The 18,068-nt window shown below is 69.5% G+C and carries 18 protein-coding genes; 13 read left to right on the top strand and 5 right to left on the bottom strand.

The window, feature by feature from the left end:
- Positions 1 to 1,161 (bottom strand): DUF4082 domain-containing protein (locus AB0O28_RS39250; RefSeq protein WP_363648016.1); only part of this gene is annotated, 1,161 nt, incomplete at its 3' end.
- A gap of 228 nt (positions 1,162 to 1,389) precedes the next feature.
- On the opposite strand from AB0O28_RS39250, the gene rfbB reads away from it, so the two are divergent.
- A complete protein-coding gene (gene rfbB, locus AB0O28_RS39245; RefSeq protein WP_363648014.1) occupies positions 1,390 to 2,367 on the top strand; it encodes a dTDP-glucose 4,6-dehydratase in 978 nt (325 codons plus the stop codon).
- A gap of 12 nt (positions 2,368 to 2,379) precedes the next feature.
- Positions 2,380 to 3,219 carry a dTDP-4-dehydrorhamnose reductase gene (gene rfbD / locus AB0O28_RS39240; RefSeq protein ID WP_363648012.1) on the top strand — a complete coding sequence of 280 codons (840 nt, stop codon included), beginning with the start codon at positions 2,380 to 2,382 and terminating at the stop codon, positions 3,217 to 3,219.
- Here rfbD and rfbC read toward each other — a convergent pair.
- Positions 3,201 to 3,791 (bottom strand): dTDP-4-dehydrorhamnose 3,5-epimerase, encoded by a 591-nt coding sequence (rfbC, locus tag AB0O28_RS39235; RefSeq protein WP_363648010.1) that lies wholly within the window; start codon positions 3,789 to 3,791, stop codon positions 3,201 to 3,203. The genes rfbD and rfbC overlap by 19 nt on opposite strands.
- 151 nt (positions 3,792 to 3,942) lie before the next feature.
- On the opposite strand from rfbC, the gene AB0O28_RS39230 reads away from it, so the two are divergent.
- From AB0O28_RS39230 to AB0O28_RS39195, 8 genes are read left to right on the top strand one after another with little or no spacing between them, the layout of a single operon-like run.
- Complete coding sequence (locus AB0O28_RS39230) at positions 3,943 to 5,154, top strand: class I SAM-dependent methyltransferase (protein ID WP_363648008.1); 1,212 nt, start codon at positions 3,943 to 3,945, stop codon at positions 5,152 to 5,154.
- Entirely contained in the window at positions 5,151 to 5,927 is a 777-nt protein-coding gene (locus AB0O28_RS39225) for a sugar phosphate nucleotidyltransferase (protein ID WP_363648006.1), read from the top strand. Before AB0O28_RS39230 ends, AB0O28_RS39225 begins: the two co-directional genes overlap by 4 nt.
- On the top strand, positions 5,924 to 6,574 hold the full coding sequence (locus AB0O28_RS39220; RefSeq protein ID WP_363648004.1) for a PIG-L deacetylase family protein: 651 nt from the start codon (positions 5,924 to 5,926) through the stop codon (positions 6,572 to 6,574). The genes AB0O28_RS39225 and AB0O28_RS39220 overlap by 4 nt, the downstream gene beginning before the upstream one ends.
- The gene (locus AB0O28_RS39215; protein ID WP_363648002.1) at positions 6,575 to 7,594 is read left to right on the top strand and encodes an SDR family oxidoreductase; all 1,020 of its coding nucleotides are present in this window, start codon (positions 6,575 to 6,577) and stop codon (positions 7,592 to 7,594) included.
- A complete protein-coding gene (locus AB0O28_RS39210) occupies positions 7,591 to 8,841 on the top strand; it encodes a DUF4910 domain-containing protein (RefSeq protein ID WP_363648000.1) in 1,251 nt (416 codons plus the stop codon). The genes AB0O28_RS39215 and AB0O28_RS39210 overlap by 4 nt, the downstream gene beginning before the upstream one ends.
- 5 nt (positions 8,842 to 8,846) lie before the next feature.
- Positions 8,847 to 9,836 carry a hypothetical protein gene (locus AB0O28_RS39205; protein ID WP_363647998.1) on the top strand — a complete coding sequence of 330 codons (990 nt, stop codon included), beginning with the start codon at positions 8,847 to 8,849 and terminating at the stop codon, positions 9,834 to 9,836.
- Between the two features lie 10 nt (positions 9,837 to 9,846).
- Positions 9,847 to 11,337, top strand: coding sequence for an oligosaccharide flippase family protein (locus AB0O28_RS39200; protein WP_363647996.1), 1,491 nt, complete (start codon positions 9,847 to 9,849; stop codon positions 11,335 to 11,337).
- A 15-nt stretch (positions 11,338 to 11,352) separates the two neighbouring features.
- Positions 11,353 to 12,228, top strand: a complete 876-nt coding sequence (locus AB0O28_RS39195) for a glycosyltransferase (protein WP_363647994.1) — start codon at positions 11,353 to 11,355, stop codon at positions 12,226 to 12,228.
- Positions 12,229 to 12,308: 80 nt separating this feature from the next.
- Here the strand turns inward: AB0O28_RS39195 and AB0O28_RS39190 are convergent, their stop codons facing one another.
- Entirely contained in the window at positions 12,309 to 13,481 is a 1,173-nt protein-coding gene (locus AB0O28_RS39190; RefSeq protein ID WP_363647992.1) for an acyltransferase, read from the bottom strand.
- Positions 13,482 to 13,676: 195 nt separating this feature from the next.
- On the opposite strand from AB0O28_RS39190, the gene AB0O28_RS39185 reads away from it, so the two are divergent.
- Positions 13,677 to 14,696: a hypothetical protein gene (locus AB0O28_RS39185; protein ID WP_363647990.1), complete on the top strand. Its 1,020-nt coding sequence runs from the start codon at positions 13,677 to 13,679 to the stop codon at positions 14,694 to 14,696.
- A gap of 36 nt (positions 14,697 to 14,732) precedes the next feature.
- Here the strand turns inward: AB0O28_RS39185 and AB0O28_RS39180 are convergent, their stop codons facing one another.
- Positions 14,733 to 15,608 carry a DUF6492 family protein gene (locus tag AB0O28_RS39180; RefSeq protein ID WP_363647988.1) on the bottom strand — a complete coding sequence of 292 codons (876 nt, stop codon included), beginning with the start codon at positions 15,606 to 15,608 and terminating at the stop codon, positions 14,733 to 14,735.
- A 141-nt stretch (positions 15,609 to 15,749) separates the two neighbouring features.
- On the opposite strand from AB0O28_RS39180, the gene AB0O28_RS39175 reads away from it, so the two are divergent.
- Positions 15,750 to 16,454: a hypothetical protein gene (locus tag AB0O28_RS39175; RefSeq protein WP_363647986.1), complete on the top strand. Its 705-nt coding sequence runs from the start codon at positions 15,750 to 15,752 to the stop codon at positions 16,452 to 16,454.
- Positions 16,454 to 17,833 (top strand): O-antigen ligase family protein, encoded by a 1,380-nt coding sequence (locus AB0O28_RS39170; protein WP_363647984.1) that lies wholly within the window; start codon positions 16,454 to 16,456, stop codon positions 17,831 to 17,833. Before AB0O28_RS39175 ends, AB0O28_RS39170 begins: the two co-directional genes overlap by 1 nt.
- Here AB0O28_RS39170 and AB0O28_RS39165 read toward each other — a convergent pair.
- On the bottom strand, positions 17,796 to 18,068 hold a 273-nt coding region (locus tag AB0O28_RS39165; protein ID WP_363647982.1), incomplete at its 5' end, for a hypothetical protein. The two genes, AB0O28_RS39170 and AB0O28_RS39165, sit on opposite strands and share 38 nt — an antisense overlap.

Below are 18,068 nucleotides of genomic sequence, written 5' to 3'. Positions count from 1 at the left end.
AGGCTGTTCTTGACGGTGACGTTCCTGGCGGTGATCAGGAGTGTGCCGGGGACGTGCACGCCGTCCAGCACCGTCCCGTCCTGCGTCACCCGATAGGCACCGTGGAAATCGGCCGGGAGTGTCTTCAGCCGCCTGCCCTTGGGCACGCCCGTACACGCAGGAGTGGGGTAACCCGAGCACGCCGTGCCGCCAGTGCCCGGGGCGCCAGTGGTCTGGGGCACCGTGGTCTGGGGCGCCGTGGTCTGGGGCGCCGTGGTCTGGGGCGCGGTGGTCTGGGGCGCTGTGGTCCGGGACCGGGTCGGCGTGGGAGACGCCGGGCTCTCCGTGACCGTCGGCGCGGGGGGAGGGGCTCTGTCCCGTCTCGCCGGGCGTGGGGGTCTGGGGCCGCCGCGTGAGTGTGGGCCCGAGTGTGGGAACCTCCACGGAGGGACTGACCTCCGGGGTCGCCGCCCGGGACGGCGACGGAGTGCGCGCCGGTTCCGTGACCGGCACGGGAGACCGGGTGACAGCCGGCGAGGAGGGCGGTGTCGGCCGGGAGGGCGGTGTCGGCCGGGGCCGCCACCACCAGCGGTAGATCGGGTCCACGAAGTAGTGGAAGTTCCGCGGGTTCGAGTGGTGGGGGAACGCGCCGTCGCCGTACTGGTACACGCCGGTCCCCTTCGGCACGGCGGTCAGCGGGCCCGAGCGCGGCGCTCTGCCGTCACGCAGGGGCCTGGCCACGTACGTGCCGTGCTCGCTGTGATAGGAGACCGTGTACGTCTCGCGGGCCCGGACCCGGACGGGGGCGTCGAAACGCACCTCCTGCCATCCGCTCGGGGTCTCCCGGGCGAAGGTGGCGGTGGCGAGCCTCCTGCCGTCGGCGTCCCAGAGGCTGCCGATGTGCCGGCCTTTCTCGCCCGTCGCCTTGTAGAAGCGGACGCCGGCGATCCAGCCGTCCTCCGCCACCGTGAACCGGGAGCCGAGTTCCACCGGCGTACGGTCGGCGTGCACGGGCACCGCCAGCTTCGTCGCCGGCGTCCAGAAGCTGACCTCACGGAGCTTGGGCGTCGCCACGGGCGCGGTGGTCGCCGCCGCGGGCGGCGGCGCCTGTGTCCTCCCATCTCGCGTGATGATCCAGACAGCGGGGACGGCCGCCGCGACCAGCAGGAGGGGCGTCGCCACGGTCACGCCGACGCGGCGGCCCCTGCGTGGGCCGCCTTCTCTTTCGCTGTGGCCCCTGACCGAATGGACCATGGCCGAACTCCGTCCCTGGGTGGTGATCGTGTATTCGCCCGGTTTGATGGTTCTATGGGTACTAGCGCGGGGATATTGTTACCGGAGTGGTAACAGGGTCGCATCGGTTTTGCCGACTTTTATCCGCAGAACTTCGAAGTGGGTGTTGATCGTCTAGTGAAACTCCTCGTTACCGGCGGTGCCGGCTTTATCGGTTCGCATTATGTTCGCACCGTAATCGCCGGCGGCTACCCGGCCTTCCAGGGGGCGTCCGTCACCGTCCTGGACAACCTCACCTACGCGGGCAACCTGGCCAATCTCGCACCCGTCGAGGGGCGCTACGCGTTCGTCAAGGGTGACGTGTGCGACGGCGCGCTGCTGGCCGACGTCGTCCCCGGCCACGACGTCGTGATCCACTTCGCGGCCGAGTCGCACGTGGATCGCTCCATCGAGGGGGCGGCGGACTTCGTCAGGACGAACGTGCTGGGCACGCAGACGCTCATGGAGACGTGCCTGGCGGCCGGCGTCCGGCGCGTGGTGCACGTCTCGACGGACGAGGTGTACGGCTCGATCGAGACCGGCTCCTGGGACGAGGACGCTCCACTGGCGCCTCGCTCGCCGTACGCGGCGTCGAAGGCGGGCGGTGACCTGATCGCCCGCGCCTACGCGATCACCCACGGGTTGCCCGTGTCGATCACCAGGTGCGGCAACAACTACGGCCCCTACCAATACCCGGAAAAAGTCATCCCGCTGTTCGTCACGACCCTGATCGAGGGGGGCTCCGTCCCGCTGTACGGCGACGGCGGCAACGTACGCGACTGGATCCACGTGTCGGACCACTGCCGCGGGATCCAGCGCGTGGCCGAGATCGGCGAGCCCGGTGAGATCTACCACATAGCCGGCACGGCGGAGCTGACCAATCTCGAGCTGACCATGCGTCTTCTGGAGGCCCTCGGTCTGCCCGCGGACCGGATCCGCAGGGTGCCGGACCGCAAGGGTCATGACCGCCGTTACTCCCTGGACGACGGCAAACTGCGGAGCCTCGGCTACGCGCCGCAAGTGGGCTTCGAGGAGGGCCTGGCGGCGACCGTCGAGTGGTACAAGGACAACCCCTCGTGGTGGAAGCCGTTGCGCGGGGAACACCGGCAGGCCTGATCTGGAGGAACCATGAGATGGCTGGTGACGGGCGCGGGCGGATTGCTGGGCACGGATCTGGTCGCGCTGCTGCGGGAGGAGGGCGAGACGGTCGTCGCGCCGACGCGGTCCGAGCTCGACGTGCGGGACGCGGGAGCGGTGGCGGCCGCCGTGCGTGACGCCGCCCCCGACGTGGTCGTCAACTGTGCGGGCTGGACGGCCGTCGACGACGCGGAGACGCGTGAGGAGGAGGCCCTCGCGGTGAACGGTCACGCGGTCGGCGATCTGGCCGCGGCATGCCGGGAGCGGCTCGTGCAGCTGTCCACGGACTACGTCTTCGACGGCAGGGCGGCCGAGCCGTATCCCGAGGACGCGGAACCGGCGCCGGTGTCCGCCTACGGGCGCACCAAGCTCGCCGGGGAACGCGCGGCGCTCGCCCACGGCGGAACGGTCGTGCGGACGGCGTGGCTCTACGGGGTCGGCGGCCCGAACTTCGTCAGGACGATGACGAGGCTCGCGGCCGGCGACGGCGCCGTCCGGGTCGTGGCGGACCAGGTCGGCCAGCCCACCTGGACCGCCGACCTGGCCGCGCAGCTGTTCCGCCTGGTGACGGCGGGCGCTCCGCCGGGCGTCTACCACGCGACCAGCAGCGGCAGCACGAGCTGGTACGGCCTGGCACGGGAGGTCTTCGAGCTGGCCGGAGCGGACCCGGACCGCGTCACGCCCGTCACCACGGCCGAATTTCCCAGACCGGCGCCGCGGCCGGCCAGCAGCGTCCTCGGCCACGGCGGATGGACGGCCGCCGGCATTTCCCCCATCAGAGACTGGCGGGCCGCCCTGCGCGCGGCCTGGCCCTATCTCAGCGAGGCGTAGAACGCCTGACACTGCGAGTGGACGGGAAGCGCCCCGGCCTCCAGCAGCTCCTTCACCGACGGCTGGGCGGCGTCCCGCTCCGAAAGGATGGGAGCGTCCTCCATCCGCCAGTCGACGCCGATCGAGGGGTCGAAAGCGTGGACCCCGTGCTCACGGGAGGGCGTGTACGGCGTCGAGCACAGATATGTCACCGTGGCCTGTTCGCTGAGCACGAGAAAACCGTGTCCGAGCCCCTCCGCGATAAACAGGCCGCGCCGCGATTCATCGTCCAGGCGCACGCTTTCCCACCGCAGAAAGGTGGGTGAGCCCACACGCAGGTCGACGACCACATCGAGGATCGCGCCGGAAACGCACGTCACGTACTTCGCCTGGCCGGGCGGGACGTCGGCGAAGTGGATGCCGCGCAGCACTCCCTTCGTGGAAACGGAGCAGTTCATCTGTGCCAGTTCCATCCGATGGCCGGTTGCCGCGTTCAAATCGGCCATCCGAAAAGCCTCGAAGAACGAACCGCGCGCATCGGCATGGATCTGCGGTGTGTGCAGCCAAACGCCCGAAATGCTGAGGGGATCCATGAGGGAAGCCTGCCACGTGATGGACGCCTTGTAACGCAGGACACGAATGCGCCGAATTACCGCTGGTGGGTCGAGGGGCGGGGACAGTGAATCGCGGCTGTATCCGACGCGTCTCAACGGCCAACTCAGTCGAACGACCGATTCGGGGAGCATGATGGCACAATGCCGGTTGTGCGGCTCGGGCAGCCTTGTCGGGGTGGTCGACCTGGGAGCGACGCCGCCCTGCGAGCTGTTTCTCAGCGCGGAGCGGCTCACCGAGCCCGAGGTCACCTATCCGCTGCACCTGCGGGTGTGCACCGACTGCTGGCTCGCCCAGATTCCGCCCCTCATCACGCCTGAGGAAACTTTCACCGAGTACGCCTATTTTTCGTCGTATTCCACCTCATGGGTGGAGCACGCGCAGCGGTTCGTCACGGACGCGATGGGGCGCATCCGCCCGTCCTTCGTCGTCGAGGTCGCCAGCAACGACGGGTACCTGCTGCGGCACGTGGTCGAGCGTGGGGTGCGGTGCCTGGGCATCGAGCCGTCGGCCAACGTGGGGCAGGCGGCGCGCGACAAGGGCGTGCCCACCCTCACCGCGTTCCTCACCCCGGAGACGGGCGCCGCGGTCCGCGCGGAGCACGGTCCCGCCGACCTGGTGGTGGCGAACAACGTCTACGCGCACATCCCCGACCTCATCGGGTTCACGAAGGGGCTGCGCGCTCTGGTCGCCGACGACGGCTGGGTCTCGATCGAGGTGCAGCACCTGCTCAGCCTCATCGAGCTGAACCAGTACGACACCATCTACCACGAGCACTTCCAGTACTACACGGTCGCGTCCGCGCAGCGGGCGCTGGCCGCCGGCGGGCTCGTCCTGGTCGACGTCGAGATGCTGCCCACGCACGGCGGATCCATCCGGCTGTGGGCGCGGCCCTCGGGCCGGCCGGAACGGCGGGTGGACGACGTGATCGCGTCGGAGAAGGCCGCGGGCCTGCTCGACCTGTCCGGTTACACCCAGTTCGCGGACCGGGTGGCTCGGGTCAGGCGTGACCTGCTGCGCTTCCTGATCGACGCCGCCGACGCGGGGCGAACGGTCGTCGGATACGGCGCGCCGGGCAAGGGCAACACGCTGCTGAACCACTGCGGCGTCCGGCCCGACCTGCTGGCCTACACGGTCGACAGAAATCCCTACAAGCACGGCAAGTTCACTCCGGGCGCCAGGATCCCGATCCTCCCGCCGGAGCGGATCGCCGCCGACCGCCCGGACTACGTGCTGGTTCTGCCCTGGAACCTGCGGGCCGAGCTCACCGAGCAGCTGTCCTACGTCCATCGGTGGGGAGGAAAGCTCGTTTTCCCCATCCCAACCCTGGAGATCGTCTCGTGAAGGTCGTGCTTTTCTGCGGCGGGTACGGCACGCGGATGCGCAGCGGCATCCCCGGTGACGTGCCGAAGCCGATGCAACTCGTGGGACCTCGTCCGCTCATCTGGCATGTGATGCGCTACTACGCCCATTTCGGGCACACCGAGTTCATCCTGTGTCTCGGTTTCGGCGCCCACCACATCAAGGACTTCTTCCTCAACTACCAGGAGACGACCTCCAACGACTTCGTCCTGCGGGGCGGGCAGGTCGAGTTGCTGTCGACGGACATCTCCGACTGGTCGATCTCCTTCGTGACCACCGGGGTCGACTCGCCCATCGGGGAGCGGCTGCGCCGGGTGCGCGATCACCTCGACGGTGAGGAGATGTTCCTGGCGAACTACGCCGACGTGCTCACCGACGCGCCGTTGCCGGAGATCATCGAGCGTTTCCGGCGCTCCGACGCCGGGGCGTCGATGATGGTGGTTCCGCCCGCCGAGACCTTCCACTGCATCGACATGGGAGAGGGCGGCAGGGTCGGCGGCATCACCCCGGTGAGCGAGATGCCGCTGTGGATCAACGGCGGATACTTCGTCCTGCGGCAGGAGATCTTCGACCACATCCCGGAGAACGGCGACCTGGTGGGCGACGGCTGCGTGGAACTGGCCAAGCGAGGCCGGTTGCTCGCCTATCCCTACCGGGGGTACTGGCGGCCGACCGACACGGTCAAGGAGCGTCTCGCCCTCGACGAGGCGTACTCACGCGGGAACCGCCCCTGGGCGCTGTGGGAGCACGCGTGATCGGCCTGCGGGTCGCGTCGCCGATCACCAGGATCGTCGCCCTGGGCGCGCACTGCGACGACATCCCGATCGGCGCCGGCGGCAGCCTGCTCACCGTCTGCTCCGCCCATCCCGGCGTTCGGGTCGACGCCCTGGTGCTGTCGGGCGGCGGCACGGCGCGGGAGGACGAGGAGCGTGCCGCGCTCGCCGCCTTCTGCCCGGGAGCGGATCTGCGGCTCAGGGTCCTGAAGCTGCCCGACGGCAGGTTCCCGGCCCACTGGGAAGAGGCCAAGTCGGCCGTGGAGGAGCTGCGGGCGGCGACCGATCCCGACCTGGTCTTCGCGCCGTGGACCGGCGACGCCCACCAGGATCACCGCGGCCTGGCCACGCTGGTCCCCACGGCCTTCCGCGACCATCTCGTGCTCGGCTACGAGATCGTCAAGTGGGATGGCGACCTCGGCAGGCCCTCGGCGTACCAGCCGCTGGACGAGGAGATCGCGGAGGCGAAGGTGAGCCTGCTCCAGCGGCACTACCCGTCCCAGCGGCACCGGCCGTGGTACGACCGGGAGGCGTTCCTGGGGCTGGCACGCATCCGCGGCATCGAGTGCCAGGCCCGCTACGCGGAGGCCTTCCACGTGAACAAGCTCACCCTTCGACTGGAGAACTAGATGCGGGTACTGCTGACCGGGCACACGGGCTACCTCGGGAGCGTGATGGCACCGGTTCTGGCCGAGGCCGGCCACGAGGTGGCCGGCCTCGACTCGGGACTGTTCGCCGAATGCGTGCTCGGACCGTTCCCGAAGGACCCCGCGGGACCGGCGGTGGATCTGCGCGACGTGCGTCCCGAGCATCTCGCGGGTTTCGACGCGGTGATCCACCTCGCCGCCCTGTCGAACGACCCGCTGGGCGCGCTCGCGCCCGCGTTGACGTACGACATCAACCAGCACGCCTCGACCCGCCTGGCGCGGCTGGCCAAGGAGGCCGGCGTCCGGCGGTTCCTGTACGCGTCCACGTGTTCGGTGTACGGCGCGTCGGGCGGCGAGGATCTGCTCACCGAGGACGCGCCGCTGCGGCCGGTGACGCCGTACGCGGAGTCGAAGGTGCGGGTGGAGGAGGACCTGGTCGACCTGGCTGATGCCGACTTCACGCCGGTGTTCCTCCGCAACGCCACGGCGTTCGGGTTCTCGCCCCGGCTCCGGGCGGACATCGTGCTCAACAACCTGGTCGGGCACGCCTTCCTGACGGGGGAGGTGCGGGTGCTGTCCGACGGCACGCCGTGGCGGCCGCTCGTCCACGTGGCCGACATCGCCGACGCCTTCGCCGCCGCCCTCGTCGCCCCGCGCGAGGCCGTGCACGCCAGGGCGTTCAACGTCGGCACCGAGCTGAACAACGTGACCGTCGCCGAGATCGCGCAGCACGTGGTCGAGGTGGTCCCGGGCGCCACGCTGGTGATAACCGGCGAGACCGGCGCCGATCCCCGTTCCTACCGCGTCGACTTCTCCAGGATCAGGGCCGCGCTGCCCGGCTACGCCGCCCGGTGGACGGTCAAGGACGGCGCCGTCGAGCTGTACGACGCCTACCAGGCGCACGGGCTGACCGCCGGGGACTTCGCCGAGCGTTTCACGCGCCTCGCGTGGCTGTCGCGGCGCAGGGCGGCCGGCACGATCGACGAGACGCTCAGGCCATGACCGGCGAGGAGATGCACGCCCTCGTGGCGCGGCTGTACCCGCTGTGCAGGAGCATCACGGGTGACGGCGTGCGGGAGACGCTCCGCGTCGTCGGCGAGCACCTGCCGCTGCGGATCTCGGAGGTGCCCACCGGAACCCAGGTGCTCGACTGGACGATCCCGAACGAGTGGAACATCCGGGACGCCTACATCAAGGATCCGGAGGGCCGCCGCGTCGTCGACTTCGCCGACTCCAACCTCCACGTGGTGGGCTACAGCGTCCCGGTGTCCGCCACCCTCACGCTCGAGGAGCTCCGTCCGCATCTGCACACGCTGCCCGAACAGCCGGACCTGATCCCCTACCGGACGAGCTACTACGCCGAGACCTGGGGATTCTGTCTCAGGGCGAGCACCCTGGCCGAGATGGGGGAGGGGCCCTACGAGGTGCTGATCGACTCCACCCTGGAGCCGGGTCATCTCACCTACGCGGAGCACGTGATCCCGGGCCGGGTGGAGGACGAGGTCATCGTCTCCACGCACGTGTGCCATCCGTCCCTGGCCAACGACAACCTGGCGGGCATCGCCGTGGCGGTCGCCCTCGCCCGGCGGATCACCGACCCCTGGTACACCTACCGGTTCATCATGGCTCCCGGCACCATCGGGGCGATCACCTGGCTGGCGCGCAACCGCGTGGAACGTGTGAAGCACGGTCTCACCCTGGCCTGCGCCGGGGACAGGGGGGCGCTCACCTACAAGCGCAGCAGGCGCGGGAACGCGGAGATCGACCAGGTGATGTCGTACGTGCTGCGCGGGAGGCGGCACGAGATCGTCGACTTCACTCCCTACGGTTACGACGAGCGCCAGTACTGCTCGCCCGGGTTCGACCTCGGGGTCGGATCGCTGACCAGGACGCCGTACGCGGGTTATCCCGAGTACCACACGTCTGGCGACGATCCCGGCTTCGTCGCGCCCGAGGCGATGGAGGAGACGCTGGAGGTGCTCTGGGAGGCCGTCGGCGTCCTGGAGCGCAACCGCAGGTACCACAACACCAGCCCGTACGGGGAACCGCAGCTCGGACGGCGGGGCCTGTACGACTCCGTCGGCGGCCGCAGCGACGCGAAACAGGCCCAGATGGCGATGTTGTGGGTGCTCAACCTGTCGGACGGCGAGCACAGCCTGCTGGACATCGCGGAACGATCCACGCTGCCGTTTTCCGCCGTAGCCACCGCCGCGCGGTCGTTGCTGGCCGCGGGCCTGCTGAAGGAGTAGTCGCTATGACGCAAGCGCTCACCCTGAGGGTCGGGGACCTCGTGGAGGTCCTCGGCGAGGAGGAGATTCTCGCCACCCTGGACGAACGCGGAGAGCTCGACGGGCTGCCCTTCATGCCGGAGATGCTCCCGTTCTGCGGTAAGCGCATGGTGGTGAAAAAGGTGGCGCACAAGCTCTGCGACACCATGACGCAGTCCGGCATGCGCCGCATGGACGACGCCGTGTACTTGGAAGGGGCCAGGTGTGACGGGTCGGGGCACGGCGGGTGCCAGACGTTCTGCTCGATCTATTGGAAGACCGCCTGGCTGAAGAAGGTGGCGGACGCCTCCGCCGTGGAACCGGCCGCCTCACCGGGCGTCCTGCTGCCGCTGCTGGTGAAGAACTCGTTCAAGGAGCCGGCGCCGGAGGGCGAGGTGCGGTACTCGTGCCAGGCGACGGAGCTGTTGCGTGCGGCGCCCGTATGCCTGCCGTTCCGTGACGCCGGGCAGTACGTCACCGACGTCCGGACCGGCAACGCGACCGTCTGGGAGACCGTGCGCACCGTCTTCTTCGGGCTTTTCGACCGCTATCAGAATTTCAGCAGGCGCCGCCTGCCGCGCCGATTATGGATCAGAGGGGGGCTCACCTGGGGCTGGGTCGGTCCTGGGCCCAATAAGAGGACCCCGTCGGGGACTCTCGACCTCGAACCGGGCGAACTGGTGCGCATCAAATCGAAGGCGGAGATCATCGCCACCCTCGGCCCCGACCGGAAGAACCGTGGCCTGGGCTTCGAGGAGGAGATGGCGCACTGGTGCGGCAAAACGGCCAGAGTGCAGGCGCGGGTGGAGCGGTGCCTGGACGAGAAGACCGGCCAGATGTTGCAAATGAAGAACCCTTGCATTCTTCTGGAGGACGTCGTCTGCAAAGGGCTGTACAAAACGAACTGCCCACGAGAGTTCGCGCCGTTCTGGCGGGAGATCTGGCTCGAACGGCTCACCGAGCCGGACATAGCGTGAGGGGTCCGATGTGGAGCAGGAGAACGCCACGGTGACGGCGGCCCCGGCCGACCCGCGCAGCATCGGCGAGAAGGCCGGTCGCGGGTTCGGGTGGAGCCTGCTCGGCAACCTCGTGATGAAGGCGGGGTCCTTCGTCATGGGGCTGATCCTCGCCAGGCTGCTGTCCGAGACGGACTTCGGCGTCTACGCGGTCGCCCTGGCCGCGACCTCCTTCGTGATGGTCGTCAAGGACCTGGGCATCATGATGGCGACCATCCAGTGGCGAGGGTCGCTGGAGGAGATGGCGCCCACCGCGACCCTGCTCAACCTGATCTCCGCGACGACGCTGTACGGGGTGTTCTGGACGATCGCGCCCCTCTATGCCGCGTACGCCGGGAGTCCCGAGGCCACGCCCGTCGTCCGGCTCCTCACCGCCGTCATCCTGGTCGAGGCCGTCACGGCGGTCAGGAGCGCGGCGCTGCTGCGCCGGTTCCAGCAGGCCCGCAACAGCATGGCGGTCCTGGCCGGGTTCGCCGCCAACGCCGTCGTCGCGATCATGCTGGCCGCCGAAGGAGCCGGGCCGTTCAGCTTCGCCTGGGGACAGGTCGTCCAGGCGGTGGTCACCGGGATCATCGTGCTCCGGATCGCGCGCATGCCGTTCCGGATCGGCTTCGACCGCGCGATCGCCCGCAGGCTGCTGCGTTTCGGCATCCCGTCGGCGGCCGGCATCGGGCTGGAGGCCGTGCTCCTCAACGTCGGCTACATCATCGTGGGCAACATCCTGGGCACCCAGCCGCTCGGCTACTACCTGCTGGCTTTCAACGTGTCGAGCTGGGTGCCCGGACTGATCGGGACGGCCATCCGCACGGTGTCCGTCGCGGGCTTCTCCCGGCTGGCCGAGCAGGAGTCCGGCACCCTCTCGAAGGGCGTCCAGAGGTCGGTGCCCCTGTTGTACTCGGGTGTGCTGCCCCTGGCGATCATCATGGGGTTGCTGGCGCATCCGCTCGTGGCCTTTCTGTACGGCCCGAAATGGGACCAGGCCTCCGGCGTCCTGCGCTTCCTCGCCGTGGTGATGGTGGTGCGGATGCTGACGTCGTTCGCCCTGGACATCCTCAACGGTCAGGGCGCCACCGCGCTGACCGTCTGGATCAACGTCGGGTACGGCCTGGCCCTGGTGCCGGCCGTGATCGTGGGCACGCACCTGCAGGGCATCCGGGGTGCGGCCGCGGGCCAGGCGGCCGCCTCGCTGTTCGTCGCCCTGCCCCTGGCCGTTCTCGGGCTGCGCGCCGCAGGTGTGCGCGTGGCGCCCATCGCCCCCGCTCTCCTGCGGCCGAGCCTGGGCGGCCTCGCGTCGGGCGCCGCCGTCCTGGGCGTGCTCTCCTCGCTGGGCGGCGCGCCCCCCTTCGCCGTGTTGTGCCTGGGATCCGCCGCGGGCCTGATCGTCTATGTGCTGATCGTCGTTCCGGTCGACCGGCTGCGCAGCCTGCCCCGGATGGCCGCGAGACCTCGTCCGACATCCTGACCTGGAGTGACGTGCATGCTCGTCTCCATTGGACTTCCCGTATACAACGGAGCCGACCGGATGGGCGACGCCGTCCGGTCAGTGCTCGAACAGGACCACGCCGACATCGAGCTCGTCATCTCCGACAACGCCTCGACGGACCATACGGAGGAGTACTGCAGGGAGCTGGCCAGGGAGGACAGCCGCGTCGTCTATCACCGCCAGCCGGCGAACGTGGGCGTCGTCGGCAACTTCGAGGCGGTCCTGCGGCTGTCCCGGGGCACGTTCTTCCGCTGGATGGGCGACGACGACCTGCTCGAGCCCCACTGCGTGTCACGGTCGCTCGAGGTCTTCGCCGAGGACGAGCGGCTCATCCTGGTGACCTCGGAGACCCGCTACACCGGTCCGGACGGGCAGGCGATGACGCCGCCGACCTATCGCGGGACGGGGCTGCTCTCCGACGATCCCGTCGACCGGTTCACGGAGATGATGGTCGTGCACACTCAGGAGCACATGCTGCTCGACCCCCTGTACGCGATGATGCGGCGGGAGGCCGTCGCACGCGTCCCCCGGCCCGTCATGCTGCGTGAGGACGAGGTCTACGCCGTGATGCTGGCCCTGGCCGGACCCTGGGGTCACGTGCCCGAGGTCCTGGCGCACCGGGGCCTGCGCCTGCGCAGGCTGCCCCAGGTCGCCCGGACGCTGGGCGTCCCGCAGTGGACCGTGCATTTCGCCACCACACTGCAGTTCGCCGCCGTGGTGCGCCACCTGCGCGCCCTCGACCTGACCCCGGAGCAGCGCAGGCGGGCATGGGGGGTGGTGGCCCGGATGTACGCCCGCCGCCAGCACCAGACGCTGAGCCACCGGACCCGCAAGGCGGCGCGTCTGGCCCTCGCCACGGTACGTCGCTGAAGGAACGGTACGCCGCTGCTCAGACGGGCGTCACTGATGACACGGGCGCCGATGATGCACGGCCGTCGCTGATCGCCGCGTCACGGCGTGGCCGACTTCTCCGGCTCGTACCGCGGAGCCGCCGCGGTCCCCCCGCGGGCCGGCCGGATCCTCCCGAGGATCGCCGTACGCAGGGCCTTCCAGCTGCGGTGACGCTGGAAGGGCAGCTCGAAGAGGGCGGCGAAGCCCCACGCCACCGCCACGCTGGCGGGCACGGCGAGCGCGACCATCGTCAGGAAGGCCGGGACGCCCTTCGCCACGTGCGGCGCCACCACCAGCGCGTGCAGCGCCACGACCAGCGGCGCGTGGGTCAGGTAGAGGCTGTAGGAGAACGATCCGAGGGACCGCAGAGGACGGGTGTCGAGGAACGCGACCAGCGGTGCGGGCCTGCCCGCGGCCAGCGCCGCCAGGAAGAGTCCCACCGCGGGTCCCAGGGCGAGATCGACCCAGAAGTAGTGGTTCACGGTCCACACCGAGCCTCGTACCGCGATCAGCGCCACGACCGGCGCCAGGGCCACCGCCGCCAGCCACGGCGCGGGTGCGCGCCAGTGCCCGCCCACCACGCCCGCCGCGACGGCGCCGAGGGCGAACAGCGCCGCGAACTGCGGGGTGAACCGATCCAGGAGGGCCACGGCCGGTACCACGGGAGACAACGCTCCGACGGCGGCCACGACCACCGTGACGGCGGCCATCATCGCGGCCGCGCCGAAACGCCTCACCACCAGGAGGAGCAGGGGGAAGACGACGTACAGTTGCGCCTCGACGGCGATGGACCAGAAGGCCCCGTTAGGGCTCGGAGCGCCGAAGACGTCCTGGATGAGCAGCCCGTAGAACAGCACGCTCTTGGCCGTCGGGGGACCCGCGTCCGTCTGGGGGACGACGGTCCACGCCACGATCAGGCTGTAGACCAGGGCGGTCCAGTACGGCGGCAGGATGCGCCAGGCCCGCCGGTGGGCGAACCTCGCCACCCCTCCGAGTCGCCAATCGCGGTGCGCCGGCCCGACGGCGAGGGAGAAACCGGACAGCACTATGAAGATGACAACCGCGAAGTGTCCGTAAAGTAGCCAGCCTGCCCAAATTGGTCCGTTATCAGATGGAAAGCCGGGAAACGACGTCAGCCAGCAATGATGCAGCACGACGAAGAGCGCGGCGAGCCCTCTTATGCCGTCAAGGCCGGCCAGCCGGGTGTGTTCCCGCGATGGGGGTGCCGTCATGTGTTGCCCTCCTCGTCGACCCGGCCCACGATGGTCTATCGGAGGTGACGGTCACCGTGTAACGCTGTTATAAGGACACCGATCGGGAATCGTCACGCATCAGGGTTGTCGTGTAACGATCTGTCTGGGGGCGGCGATGGAAATGTGGGGCCGCCCGGGCGCCTGGGTGCGCCACTAGGGCGGGGGACTGCATTCATGGAGTTGTGGACGATCCTCAGCGGCTTACTCACCCGCAGGACCGTGGGCCCGCCGTTGATTCTGCTGTCGTTGCTGGTCGCGGTGGGAACGTTCTTTTTCACCCCGGTGAAGTATCAGTCCAGCGCCCTGATGGTTCTGACGACGTCGGCCAGGGGCGCGACCATCGACCCGCACAAGACCTTCGGGTTGCAGAATCCGCTGCTGGGCTTCAGCGACGGGCTGAAAACCACGGCCACCATCCTGATCCAGGCGATCAACACCCCCGAGCTGCGGCGCGAGGTCGGCGCGCCCAAGGACGGGCCGGTCGAGCTCACGGTCGACGACGGCCGCACCGACCCCGACCTGCTGGACATCAGCGGGCCCTACATCTACGTGTCGGTCGTCGCGTCCACCGACGGCGAGGCCAACAAGACGGTCGCCGCGGTCCAGGCGCGGGTCCGCAAGGAGCTCAACGACCGGCAGGTCGCGCTGGGCGCACCCAAGTCCACGTTCGTCTCGCTCAATGACGTGGTGCCGATCTCCCCGCCCGCGCGGGTGACGAGCGTCCGGTGGAAGACGGCGGCCGGCGCCTTCGCCGTCGCACTGCTCGCCGGCTTCGGCGTCGCCTACGCGCTGGGCAGGCGTAAGCGGATCAAGCAGATCGAGTCGGGCGAGCACCGTTTCGAGCGGATGTCGGGCTGGAGTGAGGATCCCGAGATGCTCGGCGCGGCCACGGCTCAGTGGCGCCTCCCCACCCCTACCCCCGCGCCGGCCCAGGCGAACGCCGGGTCGCTCGCCGCCCCGTCCGGTGCGGTGGTCGCCGGAGCCTCCGCACCGCGGACCGACCCGCCGGCCGAGCCCGCCGACGACGCCACGCCTCCTGCCGGCACGCCCGTGACCGACGACGCCGATGACGAGTCCGACCAGACGGTGGTCATCATCATGGACCCGATCCTCACCGCCGACAGTGCCATGAGCCTGCGGGCTTCCGAGAACGGATCCTCGGGGCAATCGCCGAACGGGCTGCGAAAGGGCTGATCCGCGCCCTGGGGGCGGGGGCAGCGGTCGGTGGGGTCAGCGCGACGCGGCCACCTCCGCGCACCGTTGCGCGGCGACCTCCCTGACCAACGCGGTCGTGTGCGAATGCGACGAGATCATCATGCCGATGGCGTCCGGGCCGATGCGCTCGGCGAACTGCATCGCCGCCTCGTGGTCCATCGGCGTCCTGATGTAGGCGCTGTGGCAGATCTCGGGGCTGGTGGCGGGCCGGTCCTCCGCGTCGAGGAGCTCGTCGGCGTACACGCCGTAGACGATGAACTCCGACACGTGCAGCTGAGAGGTGAAGGCGTCGGCCCAGGGCATGCCGGTGACCTCGCTGATGCGCGCCTGCATGGCCCGCACCCGTACGGGGTCCCAGAAGACCAGCGCGTCGACGTAGTCGTTCAGCGGCGGTGGCGGCGCGGCCGGAAGCCCGAGCAGCTCGCGGGCGACGCGGTGCCAGATGACGTGCCGCTCCATCCCCGCGTGGACCGCGCCCTCCTTCCTGAACAGCGTGAGCCCGCCGTTCGCGGTGAAATCGCCCACCTCGACCGGGCGGACGAACTCCACATCGGAGTCGGCGAGCAGCACGGCGTCCGCCTCCACCATGCCCGCTGCGGCGATCTTGGCCGCCTGCTGCATGACCCAGCCGCGCACCGGCGGCCACGGGCGGCGCGTGTTGATCCACACGCCCCCGGGCATGCGGACGTACCGGCGCGGGAGCAATTCGGAATGGGTCCAAATACGGCAACGAGGCCCGGCGAATTCCTTGAAGTGCGATTTGTGCGCCCAGGGCACGATGACGTGATGGACCGTGTCCGCGGAGGTGAATCGCAGAAACGAGCGGTGCAGGGCCACGAAGAAGTCCCGGTCCGGCTTCCACGTCGGGGTGATGACGGCCAGCTTCGGCATCGGTCGTGACCTCCGGATCGCAAACGTCTACAGGGCTGGTCGGACTTATCCCGTGGTGCCGTAACAGAACGACGGGCTCCGTGCGATAGTCAGTAGGACCGCACGGGGAGGGATCGGATGGACTTGTGGGGCACAGTCCTCGTGCTGTTTCGGAGATGGTATGTGGTGCTGCCCACCTTCGTCCTGTGTATCGGCGCCTCATTTCTCGTCTACACCCGGATCCCCGTGACCTACACCTCTCAAGCGGTCATGCTGATCACGATTCCCACCACCGGGGCGACCGTTCCCGACGATCCCCGGCTGTCCAATCCCCTGTCGAATCCCCTGGTCACCTTCGATTACGGCCTCAACATGACGGCGTCGTTGCTCATTCAGGCGCTCAGCGCGCCGGAAACGGGAGAACGGCTCGGCGTGCCACCGGGCGGCGACGTGGAGTACAAGGTCACCAATGGGAGCACCAACCCCGAGCTGATGATGAGCGGTCCGTTCGTCTTCGTGGAGGCCGAGGCGCCGGACCCGGGCACGGCCAAGGCGCTGGTGGCCAAGGTGATGGCGCAGGCCGACATCGAACTGGTCCAGCGCCAGAAGGCCGTCGCGGCGCCGCCGACGACCTTCCTCACCATCACGCACGTCGTCGAGCCCACCACGCCCGAGGCGAAGAAGGGCAGCAGGAGCCGCGCGGCGGGGGCGGCGGTCGCCCTGAGCTTCATGGGCAGCCTCACGGCCGCCTTCGGCGTGGAAAGCCTCATGACTCACCGTCGCGCCCGTGGAAGACGGACTCCGGGGCCGGGGCGGTATCCGCACGCGCCGGCCGAGGCCGCGCCGAAGGCGGAGCAGACGGTCTGATGACCGTCTCCACCGCCGGGGAGGCGACGCATGCCGCACCACCACCCCTCCGCGAGAGTTTCCAGGCGGCCGACAGCGCGACCGTGGCGGTCGTGGCGGTCGTGGCGTTGCTGTGCGTCCCGGCCCGTACGATCCTGCGCGGGTTGCCCCTGTCGGTGACGCCGGCCGACCTGGCGGGGCTCCTGGCGGGGCTTTTGTGGCTGTTCGGCCAGGCCACCACCACACTCGGCGCGAGCAAAGGGCGCAATCCCGTACGCTCCGGGTTGTTCGCCTACCTCGCCGCCAGTCTGGCGGTCTACGGGCACGCCGCCTTCGGTTATCTGCCAGGCGACGAGCTCAACCTGATGGACCACGGCCTGGTGGTCCTGGTCGGCGGGATCGGCCTCGGCCTCGGCGTGTGCGACGGCATCGCCAACCGGCGCAGGCTCGACCTGGTGATGAAGGGGATCATCGTCGCCGGTGTCGTGGTCTCCATCGTCGGCGGGTTCCAGTCCGTCCTGGAGTTCGACCTCACCCGCTACATGACGCTGCCCTTCCTGCAGGCCAACTCCGTGGAGGGCACGGCCAACGTCCTCGCCAGGGACGATCTGAACCGGGTCGCCGCCACCCTCGGGCATCCCATCGAGTTCGCCGTGGTGTCGGTCATGATCCTGCCCATCGCCGTGCACTACGCCCTGCACGCTCGGGATCGGGGCGACTCGCCGCGGCGATGGTGGTTCTGCACCGCCATGATCGCGATGGGACTGGCCTACTCGGTCTCGCGCACCGGCATCATCGCGCTCGCGACGGTCGGCGTCGTCCTGATGGCGGGCTGGCCGGCGCGGCGTCGCCTGCGGGCTCTCGGCGTGGTGCTCGGCTTCCTGGTGCTGGTCCAGATCCTCATGCCGGGTGTGCTCAGCACGTTCTACCGGCTGTTCGCCGGCTTCGGCTCCGACGACAGCATCCGGTATCGCGTGCACGACTACCCCAACGCGCTGGCGGAGTTCCTCCGTCATCCGTGGCTGGGCCGCGGCCTGGCCACCTGGTACGCGCCCAAGCACCAGGTCTTCGACAACCAGTACCTGCTGACGCTGGTCGAGTCGGGGATCGTCGGTGTGGCCGCGTTCCTGGCGTTGCTGGCGACGGGCGTCTACGCCGTCCAGCGGGCCAGGCGCCTCACCTCGGACCCGGTGCTGCGGGACCTCGCCCTGTCCATGACGGGGCCGCTGCTGGTTCCGCTGGTCTGCTCGATCACCTTCGATCAGCTCTCCTATCCGGCGGCGACCAACCTGATGTTCCTCCAGCTCGGCACGGCGGGAGCCCTGCTGCGCGTCGTGAAACGGGAGAACGCGGCCCGGCCTGTCAGCCCGCGCACTTCACAGGCCCTACCGTGCTCGTGACGTTGTAGTCGTCGTCGATGGTGACCAGCCGGTTGTCCGCCCAGGTCGTCTTCGAGCAGTCGGACTCGGAGGGGCCGTAGTCCCAGGATTTGTCGACGACGGCGTTGCCGCGGACGACGGCGCCGCGGGCGGCTCTGACTCTGATGGTGTAGGTGCCGCCGACGAGCAGGTTGTTCGTGACCTGGACGCCGGTGTTGGCGTCGACGAGGAAGACCGGTGCGGTGTGCTGGGGGGC

The sequence above is a fragment of the Microbispora sp. NPDC088329 genome, from assembly GCF_040685655.1.
Classification (GTDB): Bacteria; Actinomycetota; Actinomycetes; order Streptosporangiales; family Streptosporangiaceae; genus Microbispora.
The sequence above is the reverse complement of the archived record's forward strand: the minus strand, read 5'-3'. Positions and strand labels throughout refer to the sequence as shown.